Raw genomic sequence first — 16,070 nt, 5'->3', positions numbered from 1 at the left:
GGTGACCGAGACGGGTGTCGGCGGGGCCAAGGGGATCCAGGGACTGATCCTGAAGGCGTTCGGTGCCGACGACTACCGGCTGACCGTGACGGCGCCCGCGCGGTACTTCACCGACCACTACGTGCGGCTGGAGTTCTCCGGCGGCGGTCTGCTGCGCGAGAAGCCGTATCATCCGACGATGTTCCTGCGATTGTGGTTCGAGGACCGGCAGGGCAGGCTGCATCAGCGCGGCTACACCGTTGTCGACCCCGATCCGGCGGCCGACACGTTCGCCATCGAGTTCGCCCTGCACGAGGGCGCCGCCGCCCGCTGGGCGCTGACCGCGCGGCCGGGTGACGCACTCGGGGCGACGTTCCTCGGCTCCGGGTTCGCGATCCCCGAACCCGCCCCCGAGGGCTGGTTGATCGTCGGCGACGCGGCGTCCCTGCCCGCGATCAACTCGCTCCTCGATGCGCTGGGCCGAACAACTGCCCGGGGGGTGCCCGTGACCTTCTGGTTCGAGTGGGTGCATGACAGCGACAAGGACCTGCCGATGCGCCTGCGCCCCCACGACACGCTGCACCGGGTGCGCCGGGATCCGGCACCCGGCGCGGGCATCGTCGAGGCCGTCCGGGCGGCGGCGTTCGATGCCACCGGGCACTTCGGCTGGGTGGCACTGGACACCGCGCAGACGCGGGCGGTCGCATCTGTCCTGCGAACCGACTACAAACTGGGTAGGCGGGGGGTCAAGTCGCAGGCCTATTGGCTGGAAACGAGGTGCCCATCATGAAGTCTTTGTGGGTCACTGCGAGGTGTGATCTGAGCCGTCGGGATTTCGCATTTCGGGTATGCCTAGCTTAGGCTCTCCTAAAAATGGCGAACCGAGATTCTGCGATGCCTGAGTCCCCACAGACACCTGAGTTTGCACAGGCGAGGAGTTCCAGCGTGAATGTGACCGCGAGTTCAACGGTGGCCGCGCACGCAGGATCGGCGGCGCCGGCCGATCCGGCGCAGATCTGCGCCGCGTGGGCCGCGACCGGCCGCTTCTCCGACTACGTCGTCTACGAACGCGACGGCCGCTGGACCTTCGCCGCCGACGTCGCCGCCCGCATCGTGCTCACCCGCACCGAGGTCTCGGTGGACACCGGCGGCAGCACCACCAGCAGGCGCTGGGCCGACGATCCCGGCGCCCGCCCGGTCGATGCGCTCACCGAGGCGGTCGCGGCACTGCCGATGGCCGACTGGCGCCTCTACGGCTGGATCGGCTTCGACTTCGCCGCCGGGCACCACGGCCTCGGCCATCTGGTCGCCGACGACGCGGTGCTCGCCCACCTCATCGTTCCGCGCGTCGAGCTGACGGTCGGTGAGCAGGGCATCGACGGCATCGGTCTGGACGACGAACTGATCGCGGTCGCCGAGGCCGCGGCGGATATCGCACGCACGACCCCAGAACGCACGACCCCAGCACGCGCGACACCGCCCGTCGACATCGACTCGGACCCGTACGACTACCGGGGCCAGGTGGCGTCGGCCGTGGCGGAGATCGCCGCGGGCGGCTACCAGAAGGTCATCATGTCGCGGCATGTCGACATCCCGTTCACCGTCGACATGCCCGCCACCTATGCCCGGGCCCGTGTCGCCAACAATCCGATGCGGTCGTACCTGGTGTCGCTCGGGGGTATCGAGACCGCCGGATTCAGCCCCGAACTGGTGGTCTCGGTCACCGCCGACGGCCAGGTGCTCACCGAACCGCTGGCCGGGACCCGGCCGCTGGGCCGCTCGCCCGAGGCGGATGCGGCCGCCCGCGACGAACTTCTCAATGACAGCAAGGAGATCGTCGAGCACGCCGTGTCGGTACGGGCCTGCTTCTCCGAGATCGAGTCGATCGCCGAACCGGGCAGCACCGCGGTCACCGAGTTCATGGCGATCCGCGAACGCGGGCACGTTCAGCATCTGGCGTCGACGCTGCGCGGCACCCTGCGCCCGGACACCGGACCGTGGGTGGCGCTGTCGGTGCTGTTCCCGTCCATCACCGCCTCCGGCATCCCGAAGGCCCCGGCGCTCGACGCCATCTACCGGCTCGAACCGATACCGCGCAGCCTGTACTCGGGCGCGATCATGACCGCGTCGTCGGCCGGCGAGCTGGAGGCGACATTGGTGCTGCGTTCGGTGTACGCACAGGGCGGGCAGGCGTGGCTGCGGTCGGGGGCCGGTGTGGTGGAACAGTCCCGGCCGGACCGCGAGTTCGAGGAGACCTGCGAGAAGCTCGCCGGTCTGGCCCCGTTCATCGTCGCCGCGCGTGATGGTGATCAGAGCGCCGGTAGTGACCAGCCCGCCGGTACGAACGGGTCGTTGTGACCGCCGCAGCGGCCGGTGACGACGTCCTCGACGTCGTCGGGATCGGTTTCGGCCCCGCGAATCTCGCCGTCGCCGTCGTGCTGGAGGAACTCGCCGGATCAGGTGTCCGGCTGAACGCAGCCTTTGTGGAAAGCAAACCGGTATTCAGCTGGCACCCCGGAATGATGTTGCCGGGCGCCAATATGCAGATCGCCTTTCCTAAAGATCTTGCCACTATGCGTAATCCGCGCAGTGCCTATACATTCTTCAATTATCTGCACAGCAAAGGGAGAATGGTTGATTTCATCAACCAGCAGACATTCTTTCCGAGCAGGCATGAATTCGGTGACTATCTCGCCTGGGCCGCGGACACCGTCGGTGCCGACGTCCGGTACGGCACCCGCGCCGAGCGGATCGCGTTCGACGGAGACCGGGTGGTGGTGAGCTGCGCCGGTCCCGACGGCCCGTTCGAATTGCGGGCCCGCAATGTGCTGTTCGCACCGGGGCTGGCCGGGAAGCTTCCCGACGGCCTGGTGGCAGGCGACCGGATCTTCCACAACCACGACATCCTGTCCCGGCTCGGCCGGGTGCCGTCGGCGCCGAACGGGGCGTTCGCGGTGCTCGGTGCCGGCCAGAGCGCGGCCGAAGTGGTCGAATACCTGCACAGCACCTACCCCGAGGCGCGGGTTCACCTGTTGCACACCAAGTTCGGCTTGTCGCCGTCGGACGACAGCCCGTTCGCCAACCGGGTGTTCGACCCGGACACGGTCGACCTGTGGTACTCGGCTCCCGCGGACGTGCGGGAACGGTTGATGGGGTATCACCGCAGCACCAACTATTCGGCTGTCGACATGGATCTGCTCGAGGAACTGTATCGGCGCGAATACCACGAAAGCGTGACCGGCAACCGGCGGCTGTTCATTCATCGCACCACCGAGGTGACCGGCGCCGTCGAGGATGCCGACGGCGTGACGGTGAGCACCCACAACCTGATGACCGGCGAGTCCGGCACCGTGCGGGCCGACGCACTCGTGTGCGCCACCGGTTTCGAGCCCGGCGACATCCGCGACCTGCTCGGTGACGCGGCGTCGTCGTGTGTGTTCGCCGACGGCCGTCCCGTGGTGGGCCGCGACTACCGCCTGACCACCACCGCCGACACCTGTGTCGGCGTCTACCTCAACGGCGGCGTGGAGGCCACGCACGGACTGTCGTCGACGCTGCTGTCGAACATCGCGGTCCGGGCCGGCGAGATCGTCGACTCGGTGGTGGCGCGCAGCCCCCAACCGTCACATCTCAGCTGATCTCCAGTACCACCGGGGCGTGATCGCTGGCGCCCTTTGCCTTCCGGGCCTCCCGGTCGATCCGGGCGTCGAACACCCTGTCGCCGAGCGCGGGTGAGCACAGCAGGTAGTCGATACGCATGCCCTCGTCGCGCGGGAACCTCAGCTGGGTGTAGTCCCAGAAGGTGTAGCCGGGCGCATAGGGGAGTGCGACGTCGGTGAATCCGTGGCCGGCGAACGCGGCCACCGCCTGCCGCTCGGCGTCGGTGACGTGGGTCTTGCCGTCGAAATAGTCTCTGTCCCAGACATCGTCGTCGGTGGGGGCGACGTTCCAGTCGCCGGCCAGCATGATCTGTGCGGCCGGGTCGTGGGCGAGCCACAGCGCGCTCCGGTCGGCCAGCGCCGACAGCCAGTCCAGTTTGTAGGCGTAGTGCGGGTCGTCGAGGGTCCGGCCGTTGGGCACGTACAGGCTCCACACCTGGATACCGTCACATCGCGCCGAGATGGCCCGGGCCTCCACACCCGCATCGCCGAACGCGGGCTGTCCGTCGAAACCGTATTGCACCGAGTCGAGCCCGACCCGGGAGGCGATGGCGACCCCGTTGAATCCGCCCTGGCCGCAGAACACGACGTCGTAGCCGCTCGCGAGGAAGCTCATCACCGGGAACTGGTCGTCGGGACATTTCGTCTCCTGCATCGCCAGCACATCGATGTCGTTGCGTTCCATCCACGCCACCACCGTCTCCGAGCGGGCGCGGATCGAGTTGACGTTCCACGTGGCTATCCGCATGGCGGTCAGTCGATCTCGGCGAGGGTCGCGCCGGCGGCCTGCCAGCGCTCGCGGACGACGGGGCGGCGGCGTTCGGAGGTGGACAGCACGACGGCGAACGTCGCGGACGGATGCGCCTGGTGTGCGTAGTGGTCGCGGTAGAACAGCAGCGACGACGCGAACCACTCGAGCTGGCTCAGATCGGAGGTGAGCAGGTTGTGGGCCCGCGAGATGTGTGTGAGATAGCCGGTGGGCGGGACCACCCCGGCCGTGAGCGCCGGGCCGTCGAGGTCGCGCATGCAGTCGTCGAACGCATCCTTGTTGTGACCGAACGATTCCCCGAACTCCCAGGCCCGGGCGAAAGCGCTGAACAGTCCCGACAGCGTGGTCATCTCGGCGGCGTCGACGGTGCGCACCGCGAACCGTCGTCCGGGGGCCGGCATATGCGCCGACCCGAGCAACCCGATGGGCGGGCCGTCGTGGGTCGCGTTGATCAGGAACTGGCGCAACGAGATCGGTGAATCCATCAGCTCCGCATCCAGTGGGGAGTCCATCAGTTGGGACCTCGGATCTGCTTGAAGGAACGGTAGTGGTCGTCGGTGTACCAGGCCGAGCCGTCGTCGGCGGTGATGATGCGTTCGGCGTCGCGGCCACGGCCCGGCTTCTTCGGGTTCACATCCCACTCCTGGAACCGCAGCCGACGGCCATCGGATCCGGTGCGCGGGAGCAGACCCTCATTGTTGCGGAAGTTCGTACCGCCGCGGGTGCCGGGTGCGTTCGCGGCCTCCGGCCACTTCCCGGCGTCGATCAGCTTGAGCGTGGCCAGTGCGTGTGCGGGGATGCCCTGGGACGAGCCGGATCGGGACGGCCCGGATTGGGAACGCGACCTCGTCGCCGGGGCGGAAGGTTTCGGGCGTGTACTCGGGTGCGCCGAACTTCTGGCCGGGCTCGTCCGGAATGTGGCGGTGCCCGGCGAGTAGGCCGCGTGGCCGCCGGTCGACGACGAGGCGGCCGTATCGGTCGACGCGGTGTCGTCGCAGCCGGTGACCAGCCAGGAGATGAGGCTCAGGGCGGCGACGACCACGGCGACGACGGTGATCCGTGCGGGCCGTTTCTGTGCGGGCGGCTGACGGCCCTGCGTGCTGGAGGCAGACATCGCAGACAACCGTAGGCCATGACGGCACATCGCCACAGCCTGACCTGTCCGTTCTCGCGGAGGGAGTCCGACCCCGCGCGGCGGTTACAGCCGGACGTACCCGTACTCGTGGTGCAGGCCGAAGCCGAGCCTCCGGTACCAGGCACCCGGTGCGCGGTTGGCGGCGTCGACCTGCAGGTAGACGGTGTCGGCGCCGCGCTCGCGGCCCCAGCCGAGTAGAGCCGCCAGTACCTGCCCGGCCAGCCCGCGCCCACGGTGAGCGGGTAGCGTGTGCAGGGCCGTCACCCCGAGCATCGGCTCACCGGAGGGGGTCGGCGTGACCGCTCCCCGGCCGATCGCCACGAGCCGTCCCTGATCGCGGACGCCGGCGAATCTCAGCTCCCCGTCGCGTACCGAGCCGATCACCGCGGCCGCGGCCGGCAGGTCCGCGGGGGATTCGGGCGCCAGGCGCACGCCGAGCCAGTCGTCTCCCCACTCGTCGCTGATGGTCGGTTCCAGGGTCACGTCCGCGTGCCCGGCCACGACGGTGATCTCCTCGAAGCGGCCGGTGAGCACCTGTACCGGCTGTTCGAGCGGCCCCGGCAGGTGTGCGGCGGGCAGCAGCCGGTCCGGCCACGCCAATTGCGGCGGCAGTGACCGGGCGCGGTACCAGTCGGCGATGGCGGTGAGCGTGGCTCCGTCGGCGCGGGCCCCGATGTCGACGGGCACAGCACAGTTCGCCCGGCGGGTGTAGCCGCCGCCCGCCCGCACCAGCCATCCGGCGATCCACCCAGATTCGGTGCCCGGCCAGGCGTGTGCCGCCGCGTATTCGACGGCCCGGATGTCGCTGTTGCGCACCGTCCGCCGCGACAGCACCCGCACCGACGTGATCGCCGGGCGGGGGATCTCCACGACGGTGCCGTCGCGGTCGAGCCGGATCAGCTCCGGGGTGCCGCCGTCGGTGACGATGCCGGTGACATCGGACAACGACGGGCCCGACGTCGTCGCCGGGTTGGGTGCGGGGCGCCAGTCCTCGGGTGCGCCGGGCCCGAGGCGGTAGCGCACCACCACCCGGTCACCGACGAACGGTTCGGTCCCCACCCCGCCGTCCCGGCTAGTCGTCGTGGCCGAAGGGGTCGGCCTGGGCGCCGGGCAGCCAGGTGAGGCCGGGCGCACCCCAGCCGTTGCGTTTGACGGCCTTCTTCGCGGCGCGCGCGTTGCGGCCGACGAGGACGTCGACGTACAGGAAACCGTCGAGGTGGCCGGTCTCGTGCTGCAGCATCCGGGCGAAGAAGTCATTGCCCTCGATGACCACCTCGTCGCCGTTGCGGTCGGTACCGGTGACGCGGGCCCAGTCGGCGCGGCCGGTGGGGAACTGCTCACCCGGCACCGACAGGCAGCCTTCGTCGTTGGTGTCGGGGTCGGGCATCGTCTCGGGGATCTCCGAGGTCTCCAGCACCGGGTTGATCACCTCGCCGCGCCGGCGGATCGCCGACCCGCGGCTCTCGTCGGGGCAGTCGTAGACGAACATCCGCAGGCCTACACCCACCTGGTTGGCGGCCAGGCCGACACCGTTGGCGGCGTCCATCGTCTCGTACATGTCGTCGAGCAGCGTGATGATCTCGGCGGACGGGCGGCCCTGGTCGTCGAGCTCGACGGGTGCTGTCGGCTTGTGCAGGACGGGTTCGCCGATGATGCAGATCGGGAGAATGGCCATGTGTTCGTTTCTTCTCGGTGTTCGCTTATCGGGGACGCATGACGATGGGTCCGGCGGGCCGGGCGCATGGGTGCGGGCATCGGATGGATCACCACCGGTCGGTCCGCGTGTGTCAGATTACCGCCGGATTTTTTTCCGATCGGCGTGTGGTGGCGAGTCATGCCCGGGTTGGTGTGCTCCGCCGTGTTTAGATTGCTGGCGAACGACATCGATGTGAGTCACCACGTCAGTGCGAGACCCCGGGACTGGGAACCCGGACCGGGGCCGAGACATGGACCGTGAATCAGTCGGGGGTGTCTTGAGCATGAGGCGAATCCAGAGGGAGCGACATGGATAGCGCAGCAGCGCGTAGCCGCGATCACGGTGACCGGATCACACCTGCGCACGTGGTGGAGCCTGCGGTCTCCCCGGCGTCCGGCCTGATCGAACCCAGGCCGGCCGACTCGTCGGCCGACCCCAAGGAGATCGGGGAGGACGGCCTGTGCCGGCGCGACCACGACATCCTGGCGTTCGAACGCCAGTGGTGGAAGTACGCAGGCGCCAAGGAAGAGGCCATCAAGCAGCTCTTCGGGCTGTCCTCGACCCGCTACTACCAGGTGCTCAACGCGCTGGTGGACCGGCCGGAGGCGCTGGCCGCCGACCCGATGCTGGTCAAGCGGCTGCGGCGGCTGCGGGCCGCCCGCCAGAAGGCGCGTGCGGCGCGCCGGCTCGGCTTCGAGATCACCTAGTTTCCGGTGGCGCAGACGGTCTGCCACGGTCGTCGGCCTACCGGTCCGTGCGCTCCCGGTGAGTTAGAGTTGCCGTGATGAAAGCTGACCGGGAACCGAACAAGCTCCCCTTCCGCGCGGGAGCGATGCTGCTGCTGGCGTTGGCCGTGGTGTTCTTCGGGCTGGCCTGGCATTCGGCGGCCTCGGGTGACGACGATCCCGAGCAGAAGCTCGCCGAGGCGGGCGCCAAGATGCCCGCCACCTCCGTCTCCACCTCCGCGGAGGCCACCACGACAACCTCCTCCGGCGGCAGCGCCCAGACTCCTCCGCTGTGCGTGTTCAACGCCGGCACCGTGTCCGGTCTGGCCAGTGAGGTCAGCACGACCCTGGAGGACGCCGGGTTCGAGGTGTCCGATCCGGGCAACCTCAGCACCAGCTCCATCACCGAGAACACGGTCTTCTACGACTCGGGCGACAGGTCGGCGGCGCAGAAGGTGGCCAAGGCGCTCGGCGGCAGCGTCAGTGTCGAGGCCCGCCCCGACTCGTTCACCGATTGCTCCGACGGCATGCCGGTGATCGTCGTGACCCGCTGACCGGCCGCTCGCCGGGTCCGGCCGACAACCGATCTCGGCACCCGTCCGCCGCGCACCCACTACAGCCTGTAATACTTGGTCCACCAGACACGTGGTCCCACCAGACACAAGGAGAGCCATGTCCGCCAGTTCTCACCTCGCCACCCCGGCCACCGGCCGTCGTCGTACCGCGCGTGTGGTCGCGGTGATCGCGGCGGCGGGTGCCATCGGAGCGGGCGTCGCCGCCTGCTCGCCCGATGAGGAAGCCTCCGACGCCCCGTACACCACGCCGTCGGTGGTGACCGGCGACCAGGCACCTCCGGGTGACGTGTCCGGTGTGGACGGGCATTCGGGCACGGCCACCGCCTCCCTGAAGGACGCGGACGGCAAGCCCGTCGGCACCGCCACCTTCACCACCCTCGGCGACGCCGTGAAGGTCTCCGTCACCGTCAGCGGCCTGCCCGCCGGTTTCCACGGCATGCACCTGCACACCAACGGCGAGTGCAAGGCGTCGGGTTCGGAGCCGTTCACCTCCGCGGGTGGCCACCTGCAGGTCGACGGCAACACCGGGCACCCCTCGAGCGGCGACCTGGTGTCGATCAACGTCCTCAAGGACGGCTCGGGCGAGACCACCACCACGACCGACGCGGTGACCCTGGAGCAGATCGCCGGCAAGTCGATCATCATCCACGCCGACGCCGACAACTTCGCGAACATCCCCACCCGGTACGCAGCCAAGCCGGACGAGAAGACCATGACCACCGGTGATGCCGGGGCCCGCATCGCGTGCGGTGTCATCAAGGCCGAGGAGTCCGGCGAGCACGAGGGCACCGAGTCGGGTGACCACGAGGGCGCCGAGAGCACCGAGCCCTCGGGCGAGCACAAGTCCGGCGGCCACTGACCGCGGGCCCCGGGTAGTCCGGGCCGCACGGTTCGCGGAATCAGGCCATCGTGATCACCCCGATCGACTTCGTGGGGTCGCCGGTACCGAGTCTCGGTGTCGAGTGGGAGTTCGCCCTCACCGACAAGCGGACCGGTGACCTGTCGAATTCGGCGGCGGCGCTGTTCGAGTTGGTCGGCGACCGGTTCCCGCTGCTGGCGAGCGACCAGCATGCCGGCCGCAACGGCAAGGTGCACAAGGAACTTCTGCGTAACACCGTCGAACTGGTGACCGGCATCTGCCGCAACACCGGTGAGGCAGTGGCCGACCTGTCCGAAACCCTCGGCGCGGTACGCGAACTCACCGACGAGCTCGGTATCGACCTCTACGGTGCGGGCACCCACCCGTTCGCCGAATGGTCGACGCAGCTGCTCACCGAGGGACACCGGTACGCCGAACTGATCGAACGCACCCAGTGGTGGGGCAGGCAGATGCTCATCTGGGGCGTGCACGTACACGTCGGCATCGACCGGCGCGACAAAGTGCTGCCGATCCTCGATTCGCTGCTCAACTACTACCCGCATCTGCTGGCGCTGTCGGCGTCGTCACCGATGTGGTCGGGTCAGGACACCAGCTACGCCAGCAACCGGGCGATGATGTTCCAGCAGTTGCCCACCGCCGGCCTGCCGTTCCAGTTCACCCGGTGGGACGAGTTCGAGAAGTTCGTCTCCGACCAGAAGACCACCGGAATCATCGATCACACCAACGAGATCCGCTGGGACATCCGGCCGTCACCGCATCTGGGCACCATCGAGGTTCGGGTGTGCGACGGTGCCACCAACATCGACGAGTTGTCGGCGCTCGTCGCGCTGATCCACTGCCTGGTGGTCGACCTGTCCCGGCGGCTGGACGCGGGTGAGGAACTGCCGACGATGCCGCCGTGGCTGGTGCAGGAGAACAAGTGGCGCGCCGCCCGGTACGGGCTGGACGCCATCGTCATCTGCAACCGCGAACTCGACGAGCGACTGGTCACCGACGATCTCGCGGCTCTCCTCAAACGCCTTGAGCCGATTGCCGATTCGCTCGATTGCGGGGCCGAGCTGGCGGGTATCTCACGGATCGTCGACCGGGGCGCCAGCTATCAGCGCCAGCGTGCGGTGTTCGCCCGCACCGGATCGATGCGTGAGGTCGTCGCCTCGGTGGTCGCCGAACTGTGATTCGCGCGCCGGGCGCCCGAAGATTACGGGGTTCACCGAGTGTGCTTATACACTTGCGCCGTGTCGAAACCTGCCATCTCCAACGTCCTGGCCTCCCGGTACGCCTCCGCCGACCTGACCTCGATCTGGTCGCCGAGCGCCAAGATCGTGCTCGAACGGCAACTGTGGATCGCGGTGCTCAAGGCGCAGCGCGACCTGGGGATCGACGTTCCCGAGCAGGCCATCGCCGACTACGAGAAGGTTGTCGACCAGGTCGACCTGCAGTCCATCGCCGACCGTGAACGGGTCACCCGGCACGACGTGAAGGCGAGGATCGAGGAGTTCAGCGCGCTCGCCGGGCACGAGCAGATCCACAAGGGCATGACCAGCCGGGATCTGACCGAGAACGTCGAGCAGCTGCAGATCCTGCGGTCGCTGGAACATGTGCACGCCCACGGTGTGGCGGTGCTGGCGCGGATCACCGACCGGGCCGCCCAGTATTCGACCGTCGTGATGGCCGGCCGCTCGCACAACGTCGCCGCCCAGGCCACCACGCTCGGCAAGCGGTTCGCCTCCGCCGCCGACGAACTGATGATCGCCCTCACCCGGCTGCGCGAGCTCATCGACCGGTATCCGCTGCGCGGCATCAAGGGCCCGATGGGCACCAGCCAGGACATGCTCGACCTGCTCGACGGCGACGCGGAGAAGCTCGCCGAGCTCGAACAGCGCGTCGCGCAGCACCTCGGGTTCTCGCGGTCGCTGACGTCGGTGGGGCAGGTGTATCCGCGATCGCTCGACCACGACGTCGTGTCGGCGCTGGTGCAGACCGCGGCCGCGCCGTCGTCGCTGGCGCACACCATCCGGCTGATGGCCGGGCATGAGCTGGTCACCGAGGGCTTCCAGCCCGGTCAGGTGGGTTCCTCGGCAATGCCGCACAAGATGAACACCCGCAGCTGCGAACGCGTCAACGGTCTCGCGGTGGTGCTGCGCGGCTACGGTTCGATGGCCGCCGAACTGGCCGGCGCCCAGTGGAACGAGGGCGACGTGTTCTGCTCGGTGGTGCGCCGGGTCGCGCTGCCCGACGCGTTCTTCGCGATCGACGGACTGATGGAGACCTTCCTGACGGTGCTCGCCGAGTTCGGCGCCTACCCGGCGGTGATCGCCAACGAGCTCGACCGGTACCTGCCGTTCCTGGCCACCACCAAGGTGCTGATGGCGGCGGTGCGGGCCGGGGTGGGCCGTGAGACCGCGCACGAGGCCATCAAGGAGAACGCGGTGGCCGTCGCCCTGGCGATGCGCGAGGAGGGCCGTGAACCCGACCTGCTCGACCGGCTTGCCGCCGACGACCGGCTGCCGCTGGACCGGGCGCAGCTTGAGGAGGCGCTCGCCGATAAGAAGGCGTTCATCGGCGCCGCCGAACAGCAGGTGGCCGATGTGGTGGCCGCCGCCCAGCGGATCATCGACGAATACCCGGAGGCCGCGGCCTATACCCCGGCCCCGATCCTGTAGCCGCACACAGCGTGGGACGCCGGCCGGGGCTACTCGCTCGCGCGGTCGGCGTGCCCGAGATCCCAGTCGGGCAGGGCCGCGTCGCGGATCAGCCGTTTGAGGGTGACCACATCGGGAAAACCGCCGTCGCGTGTGCGTTCCCACACCTGCGTGCCGTCGACGTCGATGTGGAAGACACCGCCGGTACCGGGCACCAGCGTTACCGACCCCAGCTCGGCGCCGAAGGTGCTCAGCAGTTCGCTCGCCATCCACGACGCCCGCAGCAGCCAGTTGCACTGGGTGCAGTAGGTGATGGCGATCCGGGGTGCGCTCATGCCGCCAAGTATGCCCGGGCACGCCGCCGGGCCGCGCTCACGGGATGGGCGCTCACCGAATGGGGTGGGCGGCCTCGAATGCCTCGACGATCTCCGCGGGCACGCGGCCGCGGTTGCTGACCTCGTGACCGTTCTTGCGGGCCCAGTCCCGGATCGCCCGCAGCTGCTCGGCGGAGGGACGGTCCTGGCCGACGGCGGCGACGCGCTTGCGGGTGACCACGTTGCCGTTGACGATCTGCCGCGACTTCTCGATGTACCGGCGCAGGCTGTCCCGGAATTCCGCGGCGTGTTCGAGGGAGGTGTCGAACTCGTAGGTGGTGCCGTCGACGGCGAATGTCACGGTCTCGTACTCCGAGAGGATCGTTCCATCGATGTCATCAACAATCTTCTCGACAATGTGTTTCACCGGATGAATTCCTTAATCGAAATGTTGGCTGCCGCGTCGGCTCTGGTGTGTGCTGTGGCGGCGGCCGGCCCCCGCCGACTCCCGAAAATGTAGCAGAAGATGCCCGGGGTTCTGGTGCGCGCCGCACGCCGGACGGCACTCGCAGACGAACCCGGCCCCATGGCCTAGTGTCGACGTATGCGCCCGAACTTGCAGTCATATCAGCATGTGGCCTCGGGAAAGGTACGCGAGATCTACGAGATCGACGCCGACACCTTGCTGCTGGTGGCCACCGATCGTATCTCCGCCTATGACCATATTCTTCAACCGGCCATCCGCGACAAAGGCCGCATCCTCACCGCGATGAGCTTCTTCTGGTTCGACGTGCTCGGTGTCCCGAACCATCTGGCCGGCGGACCCACCGACGAACGTATCCCGGCCGACGTGGTGGGCCGGTCGATGGTGGTGCACAAGCTGCCGATGGTGCAGGTCGAGTGCGTGGCCCGCGGCTATCTGACCGGTTCGGGTCTGCTCGACTACCGGGCCACCGGTTCCGTGTGCGGGATCGCCCTGCCCGAGGGGCTCGACGAGGCGCACAAGCTGCCCGAACCGATCTTCACCCCGGCCACCAAGGCCGAACAGGGTGAGCACGACGAGAACATCAGCTTCGAGCGGGTGGTGCAGTCCGAGGGCGCCGAGCGCGCCGAGGCGCTGCGCACCGCCACCCTCGACATCTATTCGCGGGGGGCGCAACTGGCCGCCGAACGCGGCATCATCCTCGCCGACACCAAGTTCGAGTTCGGCCTCGGCGCCGACGGCGAGCTGGTCCTGGCCGACGAGGTGCTCACCCCCGACTCCTCGCGCTACTGGGACGCGGCCACCTATCAGGCGGGCCAGGTGCAGCCGAGTTTCGACAAGCAGATCGTCCGCAACTGGCTCACCGGCCCCGATTCGGGCTGGGACCGCGCGGCCGACACCCCGCCGCCCGCACTGCCCGAGGACGTCACCGAACGCACCCGGCAGCGGTATATCGAAGCGTACGAACTGATTTCACAGTTGTCGTTCGCCGACTGGCCGGATGCGGAGGTGTGGGGATGAGCACGCCGGAACACACGAGCACACCGCCGGTCGCCAAGAAGGTGCCCACCGAGCGCACGCACCACGGCGACACCTTCGTCGACGAGTATGAATGGTTGCGGGACAAGACGAACCAGGAGGTCATCGACTACCTGGAGGCGCAGAACCTGCACACCGAGGCGCACACCGGGCAGCTGGCCGAGCTGAGCAAGACGATCTTCAGTGAGATCAAGTCCCGGGTCAAGGAAACCGACATGTCGGTGCCGAGCCGGCGTGGCCGTTACTGGTACTACTCGCGCACACAGGAGGGCAAGCAGTACGGAATCCGTTGCCGCTGCCCCATTTCCGGGGAGGACGATTGGACTCCGCCGGAGATCGGCGACACCGTGCCCGGCGAGGAGATCACCCTCGACACCAACGTCGAGGCCGAGGGCACCGACTTCTTCAGCCTCGGCGCGTTCAGCATCTCCGATGACGGCAACTGGCTCGTCTACGGCGTCGACACCGTGGGCGACGAACGGTACACGCTGAAGTTCAAGGACCTGCGGACCGGTGAACTGCTCGCCGACGAGATCCCCGGCACCGCGGGCGGAGCCGTGTGGTCGCTGGATGCCAAGCACGTGTTCTATCCGACGGTCGACGACGCGTGGCGCCCGGATACGGTGTGGCGCCACGACATCGGGGCGGGCACCGAGGACGTCAAGGTGTTTCACGAGCCCGACGAACGGTACTGGGTGGGCATCGGCACCACACACAGCGACAAGTACCTGATGATCGGGGCGGGCTCCAAGATCACCTCGGAGACCTACATTCTCGACTCCGCCGACCCCACCGGCGAGTTCCGCAGCATCACCCCGCGCGTCGAGGGTATCGAGTACAACGTCGAACACGTGATCCTCGGTGGGGAGGACTATTTCTCTTTCGTGCACAACGAGCTCCGCGACGGCGCCAAGCTGGAGAACTTCGCCGTGGACATCGCGCCGGTGAGCGATCCGTCGGCGCGGCGGCCGTTCATCGCACACGATCCGGACGTGCGGATCGAGGATCTCGACGCGTTCAGCGACTATCTCGTGCTGTCGTATCGGGCCGGCGGTATCCCGCAGCTGTCGATCGCGGATCTGCGCACGATCGAGGGCTTTCCCACCGCGGCTGATTTCCGGCAGGTGTCGTTCGACCAGGAGTTGTATTCGGTTGCGCTGGCCGGGAATCCGGAATGGGTGACGCCGCGGCTACGCATCGCCTACGGCAGTTTCCTCGAACCGTCCGAGCTGCTCGAACTCGACGTCGCCACGGGCGAACGCACCCTGCTCAAGCGGCAACCGGTGCTCGGCGGCTACGACCCGGCCGACTACGTCCAATCGCGCGAATGGGCCACCGCCGGTGACGGGACCAAGATCCCGCTGTCGGTGATCCGCCGCAAGGGCGTGACCGGACAGGCTCCGCTGCTGCTGTATGGCTACGGATCGTACGAGTCCAGCATCGATCCCGCGTTCAGCGCGTCGCGGCTGTCGTTGCTCGACCGTGGTGTGGTGGTGGTCTTCGCCCACATCCGTGGTGGCGGTGAACTCGGCCGGTACTGGTACGAGAACGGCAAGACCCTGCGCAAGAAGAACACCTTCACCGACTTCGTCGACGCCGCACGGTATCTCATCGACACCGGGTGGACCACACCCGATCAGATGGTGGCCGAGGGCGGTTCTGCGGGCGGGCTGCTGATGGGTGCGGTGGCCAACCTGGCTCCCGAACTGTTCCACGGCATCCTGGCGTCGGTGCCGTTCGTGGACGCGCTCAACTCGATCCTCGATCCGTCGCTGCCGCTGACGGTCATCGAGTGGGACGAGTGGGGCGATCCGCTGCACGACGCCGACGTATACGAGTACATGAAGTCCTATACCCCGTACGAGAACGTTTCGGCCCAACCGTATCCGCCGATCCTCGCGCTCGCCTCGCTGCACGACACCCGGGTGTTGTTCACCGAGGCCGCCAAATGGGTTGCGCGGCTGCAGGAGCTGAGCACCTCCGAACATCCGATCCTGCTCAAGACCGAGATGTCGGCAGGGCACGGCGGCGTCAGCGGCCGCTACAAACAGTGGGAAGAGGCGTCGTTCGAGCTGGCCTGGATCCTCCGGCAGACCGGCGCGGTCACCTTCTGACGGAGCGGCTGTTTTCTGACTGAACGGCGAACGTCCGGCCGGAACACCAGGTGTTCCGGC

At 68.2% G+C, this 16,070-nt stretch carries 17 protein-coding genes; 10 read left to right on the top strand and 7 right to left on the bottom strand.

Features of this window, described 5'->3' with window-relative positions; genetic code table 11:
- Position 1 precedes the first annotated feature (1 nt).
- From GOAMR_RS19245 to GOAMR_RS19235, 3 genes are all read left to right on the top strand, one after another.
- The gene (locus tag GOAMR_RS19245; protein WP_005191793.1) at positions 2-769 is read left to right on the top strand and encodes a siderophore-interacting protein; all 768 of its coding nucleotides are present in this window, start codon (positions 2-4) and stop codon (positions 767-769) included.
- A 155-nt stretch (positions 770-924) separates the two neighbouring features.
- Positions 925-2,337, top strand: coding sequence for a salicylate synthase (locus tag GOAMR_RS19240; RefSeq protein ID WP_005191792.1), 1,413 nt, complete (start codon positions 925-927; stop codon positions 2,335-2,337).
- Positions 2,334-3,617, top strand: a complete 1,284-nt coding sequence (locus GOAMR_RS19235) for a lysine N(6)-hydroxylase/L-ornithine N(5)-oxygenase family protein (RefSeq protein ID WP_005191791.1) — start codon at positions 2,334-2,336, stop codon at positions 3,615-3,617. Before GOAMR_RS19240 ends, GOAMR_RS19235 begins: the two co-directional genes overlap by 4 nt.
- On the opposite strand, the gene GOAMR_RS19230 is transcribed toward GOAMR_RS19235, so the two are convergent.
- The 5 genes from GOAMR_RS19230 to GOAMR_RS19210 form a co-directional block, all read right to left on the bottom strand.
- Positions 3,610-4,386 (bottom strand): exodeoxyribonuclease III, encoded by a 777-nt coding sequence (locus GOAMR_RS19230; RefSeq protein WP_005191788.1) that lies wholly within the window; start codon positions 4,384-4,386, stop codon positions 3,610-3,612. The two genes, GOAMR_RS19235 and GOAMR_RS19230, sit on opposite strands and share 8 nt — an antisense overlap.
- Before the next feature lie 5 nt (positions 4,387-4,391).
- The gene (locus GOAMR_RS19225; protein ID WP_005191787.1) at positions 4,392-4,919 is read right to left on the bottom strand and encodes a barstar family protein; all 528 of its coding nucleotides are present in this window, start codon (positions 4,917-4,919) and stop codon (positions 4,392-4,394) included.
- Positions 4,919-5,521, bottom strand: coding sequence for a guanyl-specific ribonuclease (locus GOAMR_RS19220; RefSeq protein ID WP_050942805.1), 603 nt, complete (start codon positions 5,519-5,521; stop codon positions 4,919-4,921). The genes GOAMR_RS19225 and GOAMR_RS19220 overlap by 1 nt, the downstream gene beginning before the upstream one ends.
- Positions 5,522-5,605: 84 nt before the next feature.
- Positions 5,606-6,601 carry an N-acetylglutamate synthase, CG3035 family gene (locus GOAMR_RS19215; RefSeq protein WP_005191785.1) on the bottom strand — a complete coding sequence of 332 codons (996 nt, stop codon included), beginning with the start codon at positions 6,599-6,601 and terminating at the stop codon, positions 5,606-5,608.
- Between the two features lie 13 nt (positions 6,602-6,614).
- Entirely contained in the window at positions 6,615-7,217 is a 603-nt protein-coding gene (locus GOAMR_RS19210) for a peptide deformylase (protein ID WP_005191784.1), read from the bottom strand.
- Positions 7,218-7,546: 329 nt separating this feature from the next.
- On the opposite strand from GOAMR_RS19210, the gene napA reads away from it, so the two are divergent.
- The 5 genes from napA to purB all read left to right on the top strand — a co-directional run bounded on the left by napA (position 7,547) and on the right by purB (position 12,081).
- Positions 7,547-7,945 (top strand): nucleoid-associated protein NapA, encoded by a 399-nt coding sequence (gene napA, locus GOAMR_RS19205; protein ID WP_005191783.1) that lies wholly within the window; start codon positions 7,547-7,549, stop codon positions 7,943-7,945.
- Between the two features lie 77 nt (positions 7,946-8,022).
- Positions 8,023-8,517, top strand: coding sequence for a LytR C-terminal domain-containing protein (locus tag GOAMR_RS19200; protein ID WP_005191782.1), 495 nt, complete (start codon positions 8,023-8,025; stop codon positions 8,515-8,517).
- 118 nt (positions 8,518-8,635) lie between these two features.
- Complete coding sequence (locus GOAMR_RS19195) at positions 8,636-9,397, top strand: superoxide dismutase family protein (protein WP_005191781.1); 762 nt, start codon at positions 8,636-8,638, stop codon at positions 9,395-9,397.
- A gap of 53 nt (positions 9,398-9,450) precedes the next feature.
- Positions 9,451-10,593 (top strand): glutamate--cysteine ligase, encoded by a 1,143-nt coding sequence (locus GOAMR_RS19190; protein ID WP_040515857.1) that lies wholly within the window; start codon positions 9,451-9,453, stop codon positions 10,591-10,593.
- A 60-nt stretch (positions 10,594-10,653) separates the two neighbouring features.
- The gene (gene purB / locus GOAMR_RS19185; RefSeq protein ID WP_005191779.1) at positions 10,654-12,081 is read left to right on the top strand and encodes an adenylosuccinate lyase; all 1,428 of its coding nucleotides are present in this window, start codon (positions 10,654-10,656) and stop codon (positions 12,079-12,081) included.
- Between the two features lie 29 nt (positions 12,082-12,110).
- On the opposite strand, the gene GOAMR_RS19180 is transcribed toward purB, so the two are convergent.
- Positions 12,111-12,395, bottom strand: a complete 285-nt coding sequence (locus tag GOAMR_RS19180) for an Rdx family protein (RefSeq protein WP_005191778.1) — start codon at positions 12,393-12,395, stop codon at positions 12,111-12,113.
- Positions 12,396-12,447: 52 nt separating this feature from the next.
- Positions 12,448-12,801, bottom strand: a complete 354-nt coding sequence (locus tag GOAMR_RS19175) for a histone-like nucleoid-structuring protein Lsr2 (protein WP_005191777.1) — start codon at positions 12,799-12,801, stop codon at positions 12,448-12,450.
- A 177-nt stretch (positions 12,802-12,978) separates the two neighbouring features.
- On the opposite strand from GOAMR_RS19175, the gene GOAMR_RS19170 reads away from it, so the two are divergent.
- On the top strand, positions 12,979-13,878 hold the full coding sequence (locus GOAMR_RS19170; protein WP_040515828.1) for a phosphoribosylaminoimidazolesuccinocarboxamide synthase: 900 nt from the start codon (positions 12,979-12,981) through the stop codon (positions 13,876-13,878).
- Positions 13,875-16,010: a S9 family peptidase gene (locus GOAMR_RS19165; protein WP_005191772.1), complete on the top strand. Its 2,136-nt coding sequence runs from the start codon at positions 13,875-13,877 to the stop codon at positions 16,008-16,010. Before GOAMR_RS19170 ends, GOAMR_RS19165 begins: the two co-directional genes overlap by 4 nt.
- Positions 16,011-16,070: the final 60 nt, after the last annotated feature.

This window comes from Gordonia amarae NBRC 15530 (assembly GCF_000241345.1).
Lineage (GTDB): Bacteria > Actinomycetota > Actinomycetes > Mycobacteriales > Mycobacteriaceae > Gordonia > Gordonia amarae.
The sequence above is the reverse complement of the archived record's forward strand: the minus strand, read 5'-3'. Positions and strand labels throughout refer to the sequence as shown.